The 13,867-nt window shown below is 48.4% G+C and carries 14 protein-coding genes and 1 pseudogene; 11 read left to right on the top strand and 4 right to left on the bottom strand.

Going from position 1 to position 13,867, the window contains the following annotated elements:
• Positions 1-38 precede the first annotated feature (38 nt).
• Positions 39-1,544: an alpha-glucosidase/alpha-galactosidase gene (locus PaeBR_RS19095; protein WP_410512096.1), complete on the top strand. Its 1,506-nt coding sequence runs from the start codon at positions 39-41 to the stop codon at positions 1,542-1,544.
• Positions 1,545-1,615: 71 nt separating this feature from the next.
• Here the strand turns inward: PaeBR_RS19095 and yhbH are convergent, their stop codons facing one another.
• Positions 1,616-2,779 (bottom strand): sporulation protein YhbH, encoded by a 1,164-nt coding sequence (gene yhbH, locus PaeBR_RS19090; protein WP_410515241.1) that lies wholly within the window; start codon positions 2,777-2,779, stop codon positions 1,616-1,618.
• 191 nt (positions 2,780-2,970) lie between these two features.
• Between yhbH and PaeBR_RS19085 the strand changes: the two are divergent.
• Positions 2,971-3,621: pseudogene (locus PaeBR_RS19085) on the top strand (amidohydrolase family protein); the annotation flags it as partial.
• 145 nt (positions 3,622-3,766) lie between these two features.
• Positions 3,767-4,222 (top strand): hypothetical protein, encoded by a 456-nt coding sequence (locus PaeBR_RS19080; RefSeq protein ID WP_410512095.1) that lies wholly within the window; start codon positions 3,767-3,769, stop codon positions 4,220-4,222.
• Between the two features lie 97 nt (positions 4,223-4,319).
• On the opposite strand, the gene PaeBR_RS19075 is transcribed toward PaeBR_RS19080, so the two are convergent.
• Entirely contained in the window at positions 4,320-4,772 is a 453-nt protein-coding gene (locus PaeBR_RS19075; RefSeq protein WP_410512094.1) for a hypothetical protein, read from the bottom strand.
• Positions 4,773-4,963: 191 nt separating this feature from the next.
• Here PaeBR_RS19075 and PaeBR_RS19070 point away from each other — a divergent pair, with 191 nt between their 5' ends.
• On the top strand, positions 4,964-5,347 hold the full coding sequence (locus PaeBR_RS19070) for a DUF423 domain-containing protein (RefSeq protein WP_410512093.1): 384 nt from the start codon (positions 4,964-4,966) through the stop codon (positions 5,345-5,347).
• A gap of 66 nt (positions 5,348-5,413) precedes the next feature.
• On the opposite strand, the gene PaeBR_RS19065 is transcribed toward PaeBR_RS19070, so the two are convergent.
• The gene (locus tag PaeBR_RS19065; protein ID WP_410512092.1) at positions 5,414-5,941 is read right to left on the bottom strand and encodes a hypothetical protein; all 528 of its coding nucleotides are present in this window, start codon (positions 5,939-5,941) and stop codon (positions 5,414-5,416) included.
• Positions 5,942-6,153: 212 nt separating this feature from the next.
• Here PaeBR_RS19065 and PaeBR_RS19060 point away from each other — a divergent pair, with 212 nt between their 5' ends.
• The 7 genes from PaeBR_RS19060 (at position 6,154) to sufB (ending at position 12,753) form a co-directional block, all read left to right on the top strand.
• Positions 6,154-6,456 carry a YunC family protein gene (locus tag PaeBR_RS19060; protein WP_410512091.1) on the top strand — a complete coding sequence of 101 codons (303 nt, stop codon included), beginning with the start codon at positions 6,154-6,156 and terminating at the stop codon, positions 6,454-6,456.
• A gap of 276 nt (positions 6,457-6,732) precedes the next feature.
• The gene (locus PaeBR_RS19055) at positions 6,733-7,194 is read left to right on the top strand and encodes a Dps family protein (protein ID WP_410512090.1); all 462 of its coding nucleotides are present in this window, start codon (positions 6,733-6,735) and stop codon (positions 7,192-7,194) included.
• A gap of 385 nt (positions 7,195-7,579) precedes the next feature.
• Entirely contained in the window at positions 7,580-8,362 is a 783-nt protein-coding gene (gene sufC / locus PaeBR_RS19050) for a Fe-S cluster assembly ATPase SufC (RefSeq protein WP_410512089.1), read from the top strand.
• Between the two features lie 28 nt (positions 8,363-8,390).
• Positions 8,391-9,692 (top strand): Fe-S cluster assembly protein SufD, encoded by a 1,302-nt coding sequence (gene sufD, locus PaeBR_RS19045; protein WP_410512088.1) that lies wholly within the window; start codon positions 8,391-8,393, stop codon positions 9,690-9,692.
• Positions 9,689-10,912, top strand: coding sequence for a cysteine desulfurase (locus tag PaeBR_RS19040; protein WP_410512087.1), 1,224 nt, complete (start codon positions 9,689-9,691; stop codon positions 10,910-10,912). The genes sufD and PaeBR_RS19040 overlap by 4 nt, the downstream gene beginning before the upstream one ends.
• Positions 10,899-11,324 (top strand): Fe-S cluster assembly sulfur transfer protein SufU, encoded by a 426-nt coding sequence (sufU, locus tag PaeBR_RS19035; protein WP_410512086.1) that lies wholly within the window; start codon positions 10,899-10,901, stop codon positions 11,322-11,324. The genes PaeBR_RS19040 and sufU overlap by 14 nt, the downstream gene beginning before the upstream one ends.
• 31 nt (positions 11,325-11,355) lie before the next feature.
• Positions 11,356-12,753: a Fe-S cluster assembly protein SufB gene (sufB, locus tag PaeBR_RS19030; protein WP_410512085.1), complete on the top strand. Its 1,398-nt coding sequence runs from the start codon at positions 11,356-11,358 to the stop codon at positions 12,751-12,753.
• A 67-nt stretch (positions 12,754-12,820) separates the two neighbouring features.
• On the opposite strand, the gene PaeBR_RS19025 is transcribed toward sufB, so the two are convergent.
• Positions 12,821-13,864: a tyrosine-type recombinase/integrase gene (locus PaeBR_RS19025; RefSeq protein ID WP_410512084.1), complete on the bottom strand. Its 1,044-nt coding sequence runs from the start codon at positions 13,862-13,864 to the stop codon at positions 12,821-12,823.
• Positions 13,865-13,867: the final 3 nt, after the last annotated feature.

Genomic DNA, 13,867 nt, shown 5'->3' with positions numbered 1-13,867 from the left:
GGACAGGAACAACCAATTCATGACGGGGGATGAGTATTATGTCTTTTAAAGTAACGTTCATCGGGGCGGGAAGTATTGGTTTTACCCGGGGTTTGCTGCGCGATCTTTTGACTGTACCGGAATTTAAAGATATTGAAGTATCATTTATGGATATCAACAGCCACAACCTGGAGATGGTTACCGAACTGTGCCAGCGGGATGTTATCGAGAACGGCTTAAAGATTAACATACAGGCGACAAAGGACCGGAGGGAAGCGCTGAAGGATGCCAAGTATGTATTTTGTACGATTCGGATGGGCGGACTGGAGGCTTTCTCAACAGATGTGGACATTCCACTGAAGTATGGCGTGGATCAATGTGTAGGGGATACTCTTTGCGCAGGGGGCATCATGTACGGGCAGCGCGGGATCGCGGAGATGCTTGATATTTGCCGTGATATTAAAGAGGTGGCTGCACCGGACGTATTACTGCTTAATTATTCAAACCCGATGGTTATGTTGACCTGGGCTTGCAATAAGTACGGCGGTGTGCGGACGATCGGACTCTGCCACGGTGTGCAGCATGGACATCAGCAGATTGCCGAGGTTTTTGGACTTAAAAAGTCAGACGTTGATATCATCTGTGCGGGAATCAATCATCAAACCTGGTACATTTCGGCAAGTCATAAGGGCAAGGATTTAACGGGAGGATTGCTGGAGGCTTTTGAGAAGCATCCTGAATTCAGCCGTACCGAAAAGGTCCGGATTGATATGCTCCGCCGTTTCGGATATTACAGCACAGAATCGAACGGCCATTTGAGCGAGTATGTGCCCTGGTATCGCAAACGCGCTGATGAAATTAAAGACTGGATCGATCTGGGAAGCTGGATAAACGGCGAGACAGGTGGATACTTACGTGTCTGCACAGAAGGCCGCAACTGGTTCGAAACCGATTTTCCGAACTGGATGAAGGACCCGGCGCTGGAGTATACAACGGAGAATCGCGGGGAAGAGCATGGATCTTTTATTATCGAGGGTCTGGAAACAGGAAGGGTATATAGAGGGCATTTCAACGTGGTGAATAACGGTGTCATCTCGAACCTTCCGGATGATGCTATTATCGAAGCACCGGGATATGTGGACCGTAATGGAATTTCAATGCCGCATGTCGGAGATTTGCCGCTCGGGCCGGCAGCCGTGTGCAATGCAAGCATCTCGGTACAACGTCTGGCGGTTGAGGCGGCAGTGCATGGGGATGACAAGCTGCTGCGGCAGGCTTTTATGATGGACCCGCTGGTAGGCGCTGTTTGTAACCCCAAGGAAATCTGGCAAATGGTAGATGAAATGCTGGTTGCAGGTGGGCAGTGGCTGCCTCAGTACGGCGAGGCGATTGCCAAAGCCAAAGAAACGCTGTCCTCCGGGAACCTGATTCCCACAGCAGTTAATTATGAAGGGGCCGCCCGCCTGAAGGTCAAATCTGTGGAAGAGATGCAGCAGGACCGTGATGCCGCGAACAAAAACGCCGGTGAGTCCGACAAAGGCAAGGACCGCGAGAAGGTGCATTAAGATTATCCCAAGCCAAAAGAACTTCCAAAACCGCCTGGTGAGCGGAGCTGGAAGTTCTTTTTTGAAGCAAACTATCCCTGCGCGCCTTCCCGCTTGCGGAAAAAAGTCTTTAATGCCTGATAAACTTCCTTCTTATCCTTGATGACATAATGCATGAACTGCTCATGCTTGAGATGGCGGTAAGCCGACATCAGGGTGCTGCTGCGGTTGTATTGATTTACCTCGCCATAGCCGAACATATTGCTCCGTTTCAGAAGCTCTCCAATCAGCTTGACACAGCGCTCGTTATCCGAGGTCAGATTATCCCCATCCGAGAAATGGAACGGATAAATGTTGTATTTGGCAGGCGGATAACGCCCGTCGATAATCTCCAGCGCTTTTTGATATGCAGAGGAGCAAATAGTTCCACCACTCTCTCCCCGGGTGAAGAAATCATGCTCGCTAACCTCTTTCGCCTCTGTATGGTGGGCGAGAAAAACAATCTCAACCTTCTCATACTGCCGGCGCAGAAAGCGTGTCATCCAGAAGAAGAAGCTGCGTGCACAGTATTTTTCGAAAGTACCCATGGATCCGGAAGTGTCCATCATCGCAATAATGACGGCATTGGAGTGGGGGATCGTGATATCATCCCAGGTTTTGTAACGCAAATCGTCGGGACTGATGCCGTGAATTCCGGGATTCCCGGCGCTTGAATTGCGCCGCAGGTTTTCCAGCAGGGTACGCTTTTTGTCAATATTGGACATCATCCCTTTTTTGCGGATATCGTTGAAGACGATCGACTTGACCTCGATCTGCTCCTTATCCTTTGGCTTCAGGTGCGGAAGCTCCATATCCTCAAACAGAATGTCCTCCAAATCCTCCAAATTAACCGCTGCTTCCACCGTATCCTGACCCGGCTGATCGCCCGCTTTATCCCCTTTTCCCGGCCCGGTCGCTGTAGGCTCGCGCCCTAGCACGTCACCCACCTGACTGTCCCCGTCTCCTTGGCCTACATGCTTTTGCTTCCGGTAGTTGTAAATAATCCGGTATTCATCCAGACTGCGAATCGGCACCTTCACGATCTGCTTGCCGTCCGACATAATGATATTCTCTTCGGTAACGAGATCCGGCAAATTATCCTTGATGGCGTCTCTGACCTTTTGCTGATGACGCTCCTGATCCTGATGGCCTTTGCGGTGCAGGGACCAGTCTTCTTTTGATACGACGAATGTAAAGGGCTGGTGCGATTGCGACAGGATGACCACCTCCCATGAAATATAAGCACGAGCATTGGGTTGTAACTAAAGTATATTCATGGAGATGGGGGATATGTGATTATTGTGTTGCCCGGGACGTGCATCCGGCTGGTGCCTATAATAGAATGGAAGTTACAAGTTGTATGAAAAGATGAGGAGCGGATGACATGACCGCGATATTGTTCAACACGCAAGAAATGCTGAATGAAATAGTAGCGTCAGCCCGGAAGCTATCGTTCCCTGTGGCTGTTCATGCCATTGGTGATGCAGCAGCACGTATGACTCTTGCAGCCATGGAGCATACGGCCTTATCACCATCGTCAGTTTTACCTGACCGGTTCATCCATGCCCAGGTGCTGAATGCCGGTCTGCTGGAAAGGATGCGGAAGCTTCGCTTGATTGCTGATATTCAGCCTCGTTTTGTCGCCAGTGATTTCCCTTGGGTGTTGGATAGAGTCGGTCCTGGAAGAACGGAATATTTGTATGCGTGGAAAAAGCTGAACCAGGCCGGCATTTCTTGTGCCGGCGGCAGCGATGCGCCGATTGAACCGCTTAGTCCTTTTCTTGGGCTTCATGCCGCCGTTACGCGCCGTAAGCCGGGGGAGGATCATGAGGGATATTTGCCGGAAGAAAAGCTGACGATCCAGGAAGCTGTTGATCTCTTCACTTCCGGCAGCGCTGCTGCGGCTGGAGAAGAGAACGAGCGGAGCGTCATCTCAGCTTGAAGAAGAGCCGATTTTACGGTTATTGACCGGGACATTTATCAGGAGGCGGAAGAGCTTTTAAAGGTTAATGTCAGAATGACGGTAGTAAACGGGAAGATTGCTTACAGCGGCGCTTAAACGGTGAAGAGCAGCTTTAGTGCGATATTTTAAAATTCATTAATTCGTCTGCGGGCAGATTTTGCAACCTTCGCTCTGGGCATTACGTTTATATGGGTAAGCATTGCCCGCAACCTATAACACTTATTTCCAGGAGGTATTCAACATGAGACAACAACGCTCATTGCCCGCTATAGCGGCAATCGCTGTGTTGATGCTGGCTTTAACGGCCTGCGGCAACGGTACCCCGGCAGTGGCACCGGGCGAGGAAAGCACCCCAACCGCAACGGCATCGCCAGTACCGACAGAGAGTGTCAGCACTTCGGCTCCCACCCAACCAACTGATGAAGAACCGCAAGTGATAAAGGGGAGCGGGATCTATGTGGGACAAATTGATAGCCATTCCGTTGAAATTAAGACAGAGGAGGGCCCAATTGCTTTTGAGCTTGGAGCCGGTACGGAGACTGCGCCTGAGAGCTTGAATATGGGTGACCCTGTAGTCTTCGAATATGTGGAAAAATCAGTGCCAGGCGATGACACGGTCAAGCAGCGTGTGCTTTCCAAGCTGTCCGTCGTGGGGGATGAGGGAGGCGGAAGCGCGTCTTCTTCGGGAGAGTTGTAAACCAATAACTGAATAACGGATTTGATGATCATCATAAAGAGGCTGTTTCCAGGTGGCAGGGTTATCCACCGTGGAAACAGCCTCTTTTGCCTGCGTACTACATCGCACCTGCGTTCACGAGAACCGTTGCAATAAGCAGCATAAAGACCAGAATAATAATTGCATTGATAATGGTGCCGATAATGGCGAATACTTTGCGCCGGTTGCGAAGGGAGAGGCCTATGATACCAAGTACTACCCCGATGACATTAAGCGCAGCAAGACCCAAGACTACCAATCCCAGGAATAAAAAAGCTTGTGAAGAATCATTGCTCATTTCACCGAACTCATCCAGGATAGAGGAGGCCATGGCCCCGGCTATTATAAAGGAGACAATGTAGCCTATAAGCGTGACAATACTGATTACAAAAGAAGCAATACCTGGGCCTGAATGCTTAAGATCATACCGTACCTCGCGGTTAGGCAGGGGTTCCGGCTGTCCCGGATCAGGAGCGTTATTAATTGGTGAAGGAATAGGTGGATCCGATTTCGAAAGAAAGTCATTGTCCATATTTCGCACTCCTTTGACAGATGAGAATGGCATTGTATTCTTTAACTTTTTCACAAGACGACTGTAAATGCAAGCCTTTACTTTAAATAAAGAAAAAAGGTCAACTGGAAATGAAGTCTTTCTATACGTTAAGATGAGAGGAGTCCAAGAAGGTTAGTTAAAAGCCTATACTTTTAAGGAGTTGTATAATCATGCAGCGGACATTTTTAGCTTGGGGAGCATTGCTGGCCATGCTGTCGGTAGCGATAGGGGCCTTTGGCGCCCATCTGTTGAAGCCCCTTATCGGCGCGGATTCTTTAAAGGTTTATGAAACGGGTGTACAATACCAAATGATGCATGCGCTTGGACTGATTCTGATCTCCCTGATCGCAGGTCAGTGGGGGGAAAGCAACAGACTTCGCTGGGCCGGGAGGCTGCTGATTGCAGGTATTGTGCTGTTCTCCGGGAGCTTGTACATTCTGAGCATTACCGGTATAACCATATTAGGAGCCATTACGCCGCTGGGCGGTATTTGCTTCCTTGCCGGCTGGTTATTTCTGGCTATGGAGGCCTTTTCACGCAGATCAGGAAAGTAGCAAAAAAAGCACCCGGTGCCTTTTGAGAAAAAGGTCTGGGTGCTTGTTTGCCTTTCGGTACTGCTTTTACATAAACTCGTCAATTTCATTTAGTTTGAAGGTGTACACTTGCTTCTCATCCACGTGATATACGCTTAATGTAGTCGCTGTTTCGTCAAAATTCAAAATACGGCAGGGCATGGATACCTGCTTGCCATGACGATTGGCCCGTATCCGAACCAATTGTTTATTCTGAATATATTGGCGAATCTGTCCAAAGGCATCGGAAGGCCCCATCGCTTGCTGTGCTTGTACCGGCTCTGTTGGTTGTATTGGCGGTTCAGACTGTGCTGGCGCAGGCTTGACTGCTGCTCTCGCAGGTAGTTTTACCGGCACCGGAGGGGTTATTTCCTGATTCAAAGCCAATTTTGCGGAACGGAGCAAGCTGTCTATCGTTCGTCCTAGCTCCAGACCCGAATTAATGTTGAAATCGGCTACTTTATCATGGTTGTTCAACAGTTCCAGCAAATATTGCAAGGCAAGCGGGTTGGTACGGGCATTAATCAGGATGTCGACGTTAAATAAATAATTTCCGTCTGTGCTTTGTAGTTTCATGTCCATAAATCCCCCAGCTTTGTCATTAGGAATGATGCTTTAAGTATTATAAACTATACCATTAAAAGCTCAATAATCATATGGCAGCAGGTGGAAAAACGGGACTTCTGCCCTTGCTTTTTTATTGCGTATATAGGACTACCATCCACACATTAATAGGGGGTGAGGCATACATATATAGCGTGCAGTGCGAAAAAGGGAGGTGCTGTAATTTGGTTACACTGGAGCCTATTGTGGTTGGTGATCATATTTTGATTGGGTGTGAAGTGAAGCTTCCCAAAACGACCCTTCTAACAATCAACACAAGCAAGGGATATATTATGTGCGGTGCACTGGATGTAGGACTCCTTAATGAACGCCTTAGTGACAGGCATATTATTGCTGCACGGGCGGTAGGCGTTCGTACGCTGCCTGAGCTGCTTGCAGCCCCATTGGAATCTGTTACTATAGAAGCGGAGAATTTGGGTATCGTTCCCGGGATGAGCGGAGCGGAGGCCTTACTCCGAATGATGTAACAGCAAAATTCGACATTCAGAATAGTACCCAAGGGGCCGCTCCGGCCCTTTTTTACTTTGATGGCTATGGGGTACATTTTTATGCACAGCATAAGGACAGTTAACTTGGCTCATCCTATAAAGTGAGACAAGCGTTGTTCCAGAGAAAAGGAGAAAAGCCCCATTCCCCTTGTTTCGTCTTGTACATTGTAGGGTAAAATCTGTATAGATAACCGGGCAGAGCCAAGATCACGAAGGCAAGCGGCTAAAATTTGAATAAAGGAAGGGATTACACTCATGGCTAAAGCATCCAATAAAGTAAACACAAATTCTTTGCAGCAAATCTTGAACCGTCAGGTTGCGAACCTGAACGTATTATACGTTAAACTGCACAATTACCATTGGTTTGTAAAAGGAGAGCAATTCTTCTCCCTTCACGTGAAATTTGAAGAGCTGTATGATGACGTTACGCTCAAAATGGATGAGGTGGCAGAGCGGCTTCTGAGTATTAAAGGAACTCCGGCAGCTACTCTGAAAGAATATCTGGAGCTGGCTACCATTCAGGAAGCTACCGGCAAGGAAGACACCCGGAGAATGGTTCAGACCCTCATTGAGGACTTTGCAACAGTATCCGAAGAGCTGACTGAAGGCATCGAGCTTGCAGAAGAAGGCAGTGACCAGCCTACGGCTGACTTGTTTATCAAAATCCGTAGTGATCTTGAGAAGCATCAGTGGATGTTGCGTTCTTTCTTGGGCTAAGGAACCAGTGTCAGACCACTAGCTTGACTGTTGCAGAGACAAAGACACCAAAGCCTCCGCCCGGAGGCTTTATTTTTTGCTTTTACCGAGGGATAAGTGGAAATTTCCAGTTGAAGTGATCTGAGATTAGCTTGGCTTTAGGGGCAGGATATACAGAGCGGTAATATTCGTGGGCTGAATGTTATGAAAAAATGTAAATACGTTTGTAAAAATGATGTGTTTGTAATAAACTTAGTGAGAATCATTGATAATCAATGAGAAGTATTTTATAATTATTATAATATAACATTAAATCTAACTGTGCTGGCAATCAGGGGTCACCCTGTTACAATACAAAATTATGCTTTTTATTTTCGCAAATCGATCATTGGAGGGAATACTAATTATGGCAGCAGACTTTGTCATTGAGGGACTGAAAGCGACAATTGAGGGGAAAGAGATTCTGAAGGGGATCAACCTCAAAATGAAGGGTGGCGAAATTCATGCCATCATGGGACCGAACGGTACCGGTAAAAGTACTTTGGCTTCCGCTCTAATGGGCCACCCGAAGTATGAGGTAACCGAAGGAACAGCAACCCTGGAAGGCGAAGACCTTCTGGAGATGGCTGTTGACGAACGGGCACGCGCCGGTCTTTTCCTGGCGATGCAGTATCCGAGCGAAATTTCCGGAGTAACGAATTCGGACTTCCTGCGCAGCGCCATTAATTCCCGCCGTGAAGAGGGAAGCGAAATTTCGCTGATCCGCTTTATCCGTCAAATGGAAGCCAAAATGAAGGAACTGGAGATGAACCCTGAGTTTCTGCACCGTTATCTGAACGAAGGCTTCTCCGGCGGCGAGAAGAAACGCAATGAAATTCTGCAAATGATGATGCTGGATCCCAAAATCGTTATTTTGGACGAAATTGACTCCGGTCTCGATATTGATGCCCTGAGAATTGTAGCCGACGGCGTGAACTCCATGCGCAGTGAAGATCGCGGCTTCCTTGTTATTACCCACTATCAGCGGTTGCTGAATTATATTAAGCCTGATTTTGTCCATGTAATGATGCAGGGCAGAATTGTGAAGTCCGGCGGTCCTGAGCTTGCACAAAGACTGGAAGCGGAAGGCTACGAATGGATCAAAGAAGAACTCGGAATTGAAGATGAAACCGTAGGGCAGGAAGTATAAAGAGACGCCGGGAAGGAGGAGACCACTTATGACGACGCAAACGATTCTTCCAGTGGACGCCGGGCGCTTAAGCGAATTATCGCTTCGCTGCGGCGAACCGGGCTGGCTGAAAGAAAGCCGCTTGAAAGCACTGGAGCTGGCAGCAGAGCTGACGCTGCCTAAATTGGAGAAGACCCGGATTGAACGCTGGAACTTGAACCATTATGGAACCTATAAAGCAAGTCAGGCTCTTGCAGAATTGAACGAAGCACCGTCGTCCATTGCCGAGCTGGTGAAGGATCAGGAGGAAGGAAGCTTGATCATTCAGCGCAACTCGGGGGCGGTTTACACGCGGCTCGCACCCGAGCTTGCGGAGCAGGGCGTTATTTTTACGGATTTGCAGACTGCGGTTAAAGACCATGGCGATTTGGTTCAGCGCTATCTGCATAAGGCTGTTCAGGCTGACGAGCACTCCCTTGCGGCGCTTCATGCGGCGTTATGGAACGGCGGAGTATTCCTGTATGTACCTAAAAATGTCGTAGTAAACACACCGCTTCAGGCTGTGCTGTTAACGGATGATGCAGAAGCTGCTTTTGTTCCGCATATTCTAATCGTTGCCGATACTAACAGTTCTGTGACTTACGTTGACAACTATGTATCGGACAAAGTGGAAGCCGGATTGCACAATGGCGCAGTAGAAGTATTCGTAGGTGCGGGCGCCAAAGTCCGTTACGCTACGGTACATCAGCTTGGTGAGGACACGACAGACGTGACTTACCGGCGTGCGGTTGTGGAGAACGACGGAACGATTGAGTGGATTGTCGGTGAGATGAACTACGGCGACACTGCGAGCGATACGAAGTCAGTGCTGAAAGGCAACGGCTCAACATCTAACGCTAAAGTAATTGCGGTGGGTTCGGGATCACAGAAGCTTAATTACACCACCCAGGCACAGCATTTCGGCAAAAACACACCAAGTGATATGATCACACGCGCCGTTATGCGTGATGCGGCTACCTCCATTATTAACGGGATTACGAAGATCGAGAAGGGCGCAACAAGAGCCGATGGACAGCAGACGGAAAAAGTACTCATGTTGAGTCCAAAAGCCCGCGGCGATGCCAATCCGATCCTGCTTATAGACGAGGACGATGTTACAGCAGGCCATGCCGCTTCCGTAGGACAGGTCAATTACGAGCAGGTCTATTACTTGATGTCCCGTGGAATTTCAAGGCATGATGCGGAAAAACTGATCATTTACGGCTTCCTGGCTCCTGTTGTGTCGCAAATTCCACTGGAGGGACTGCGCAATCAGCTCCAATCTCTAGTGGAAAGGAAGTTAGGCCAATGATTAGCTCAATACTGGAGCAATTTCCCATCCTGAACCAAAAGGTAAACGGTCATCCGCTGGTCTACCTGGACAGCGCGGCAACCTCACAGAAGCCGCGGCAGGTGATTGAGGCGGTTAAATCTTATTACGAGTGGGATAACGCGAACGTACACCGCGGTGTCCATACCCTGGGCAGCCGGGCCACAGACGCTTACGAGGGAGCCAGAGAGAAGCTGGCCAAGTTTATCAATGCCCGCAGTACGAAAGAAATTATTTTCACTCGTGGGACTACCACAGCACTGAATATAGTAGCGTCCTCATACGGCCCGTCAGCGGTGGGGGAAGGCGATGAAATCGTCATTACCCAAATGGAGCATCACAGCAATCTTATTCCGTGGCAGCAGTTGGCTAAGAAGACTGGCGCTACACTGAAATATATTCCGCTTCAAAAGGACGGGACGGTTACACTGGAGGATGCGGAGAAGACGATTACGGCTAAGACCAAGATCGTTGCTATCGCTTATGTATCCAATGTGATGGGAGTTACACATCCGGTTAAAGAGCTTGCCGCCATTGCCCACCGTCATGGTGCTGTAATCGTTGTAGACGGTGCACAAAGCACGCCTCATATGAAGGTGGACATGCAGGATTTGGATTGCGATTTCTATGCGCTGTCCGGACACAAAATGCTTGCACCTACCGGTATCGGAGCTTTATACGGCAAGAGATCGTTGCTGGAGGCTATGGAGCCTGTAGAGTTCGGCGGCGAAATGATTGATGATGTCGGCCTCTATGAGTCGAACTGGAAGGAGCTCCCTTGGAAGTTCGAGGGTGGCACACCGATTATTGCCGGTGCCGTAGGACTGGGGGCGGCAATTGATTTCCTGCAGGAAGTCGGACTGGACGAAATTCACCGTCATGAGAGCAAGCTGGCGGCTTATGCTGAACAGCGTCTGTCCGAGATAGGCGGTCTGACGATTTATGGCCCCATGAGCCGCAAAGTCGGAGTGGTTACTTTTAATTTGGGTGACGTGCATCCTCATGATGTGGCTACGGTGCTTGATGCGGAGGGCATAGCCATCCGTGCTGGTCATCACTGCTGCCAGCCGCTTATGCGTTGGCTGGAAGTGAGCTCGACGGCGCGTGCCAGCTTTTATCTGTATAACACCGAGGAAGATGTAGATCGGCTGGTTAGTGCTTTAATCAAGACAAAGGAGTATTTTGCCGATGAACTTGGATGATTTGTACAGACGCGTAATTATGGATCATTATAAAAATCCCCGGAATCGCGGCTCATTTGATGATGATGCCATGAAGATCGAACTGAATAACCCGACCTGCGGCGACCGTATTACGCTTCAGCTTAAAGTGGAGGATGGAATCGTTCAGGATGCCCGTTACAACGGTGAAGGCTGCTCGATCAGCATGTCATCCGCTTCGATGATGACAGAGACGGTCAAGGGCAAAACCGTGGAGCAGGCGCTGGACCTGGCTGAACGTTTCTCCTGCCTTATGAAGGGTGAAGAAGTGGATTTTGGAGACTATGAAGATATTGAAGCCCTTTCCGGTGTTAATAAATTTCCGGCGCGGATCAAATGTGCAACGCTGGCATGGAACGCGCTTCGTAAAGGAATAGACGAGGAAGAGCAATAAAAATAACAGTAGAAACAAGGAGGCTGACACCATGGCTAAGCAAATGCCTGATATGGAGGAATACCAGTACGGATTCCGGGATGAGCACAAGTCGATTTTCCAGTCCGGTAAAGGATTGACGGCCGAAATTGTTAAAGAAATCTCAGCGATTAAGAACGAACCGGAGTGGATGCTGAATTTTCGCCTGAAATCCCTGGAGCAGTTCCGCAAAATGCCGATGCCAAAATGGGGCGGCAATATGGACGATCTGGATTTTGAGGATATTCAATATTATGTAAGACCTTCCGAGAAACAAGGGAAGACATGGGAAGAAGTGCCTTCCGAGATCAAGGAAACATTCGATAAGCTGGGTATTCCGGAAGCGGAGCAGAAGTTCCTCGCCGGTGTCTCTGCACAGTACGAGTCCGAGGTTGTATACCACAGTATGCAAAAAAACCTTGAAGATCAAGGGGTTATCTTTACGGATACCGATACCGCGCTGCGTGAGCATCCTGAGCTTTTCAAAAAATATTTCGGGACGATCATCCCTCCGGCCGATAATAAATTTGCCGCGCTCAACAGTGCTGTATGGTCAGGCGGAAGCTTCATCTATGTTCCTAAGGGTGTAAAATGCGAGGTGCCTTTGCAGGCTTACTTCCGTATCAACTCCGAGAATATGGGACAGTTCGAGCGTACTCTGATCCTGGCCGATGAGGATAGCTTCGTGCATTATGTAGAGGGCTGTACAGCACCAATCTACAGCACGAACTCCCTGCACAGTGCTGTAGTAGAAATCCTTTGCATGAAAAATGCACGTGTTCGCTATACCACCATTCAAAACTGGGCGCCGAACATCTACAACCTCGTTACCAAACGCGCCGTTGCGGAAGAAAATGCCACAATGGAATGGGTGGATGGCAATATCGGCTCCAAGCTGACCATGAAATACCCGGCGGTTGTGCTGAAAGGCCGCGGTGCCAAAGGCTCCGTGCTTTCCATTGCAGTAGCCGGTAAAGGCCAGCATCAGGATGCAGGCGCCAAGATGATTCACTTGGCTCCGGACACCACCTCAACCATTGTTTCGAAATCGATCAGCAAGCATGGCGGCAAGGTTACCTACCGTGGACTGGCTTCCTTCGGCCGTCAGGCCGATGGCGCGAAGTCGAACATTAAATGCGATACACTCATTATGGATAACCTGTCCACTTCGGATACCATTCCTTATAATGAGATTATGAACGATAACATTACGCTGGAGCATGAAGCAACGGTCTCCAAGGTCTCCGAGGAGCAACTGTTCTACCTGATGAGCCGCGGCCTCACGGAAGCTGAAGCGACGCAAATGATCGTAATGGGCTTCATTGAACCATTCACCAAGGAGCTGCCGATGGAATATGCGGTGGAAATGAACCGTCTTATCAAGTTTGAAATGGAAGGTTCGATCGGTTAATTCATAAGCCCGGTACATCAAGGTTTTTGCGCGGGATTGTTATCCCGTGATACCGATATGATACCGTTTAATCGAAAACGCTCATGATTTCCTGTTTGCGCTCCATGTACAAATGTCCGTACGTGTTCGCGGTTTGTTTGATGTCATCGTGCCGCATTAACTCCTTGACCAGATAGATATCGACACCCTTGTTAATGAGGTATGAGGCATAGCTGTGACGCATATCGTGGATACGCAGCTCGGGGAAGGTTTTTTTAAACTTTTTCATGTAATGCGAATAATGGTACGGCGCAGGTCCACCAAATACGTACATTTCTTCATTGAATCCGTAGATATTTTCTGCGGATTCTTTTTTCATTGTCACAAGCATATCCGCAATAAATAGAGGGAACGGCACAAAGGCTTCACTTCCAATGGTTTTCGGTGAAGTGGGGATTCTTAATGTGATATCAAGTGTTTTATCTACATAGAGCTGTCTTTTCTCCAAGTCTATATCTGCCCAGGTAAGCGCTAGGGCTTCACCGATCCGCAAGCCGGTGTAAAACAATAAGCGTGTGAGTTCTCGGTAATATAGGTGATCGCAAAAACCTTTTACGCGAGACTCAAAGTCTTCGCGTTTAATGAAATTTATCTTAGGCTTGACGCGCTGGATCGGGCCCACGGCTATGGTAGGATCCACCCGAAGACCAAAGAACTTCACAGCATGATTGATAAGTATTTTAAAATTGCTGTATACCGTCCGGGCGCTATTCAGTGATTTGAACCCGTTTTCCAGATCCGTCTTAAAATCCATGGCTTGCTGTATCGTGACATCTTTAATCTTTATATGACCGAACCGGGGTTTTATGTGGAGATTATACTCATTAGTTCTTCGTCGAATAGTTTTGTCTTTAAGGTTCTTGTGTTTAATATTGTGTTCAAAAATTTCATTGATGGTAACCTCATCAGAAAATACATTTTTAAGATTAGACATAAAATCAGCTTCAGCAAGAACAGCTTCACGCCGTTTAGCAAATCCTCTTCTCAGGGCCTGCTTATCGCGCCCGTAGATATCTTTATATCGCACCTTGAAATAGTAAGTCTTTCGTTTCTCGTCCTTATATATTGGCATCTA

The sequence above is a fragment of the Paenibacillus sp. BR2-3 genome (genome assembly GCF_046529485.1).
In the GTDB taxonomy this organism is placed as follows: domain Bacteria; phylum Bacillota; class Bacilli; order Paenibacillales; family Paenibacillaceae; genus Paenibacillus_AQ.
Note: the sequence above shows the minus strand (reverse complement) of the source record. Positions and strands in the feature narration are given on the sequence as shown.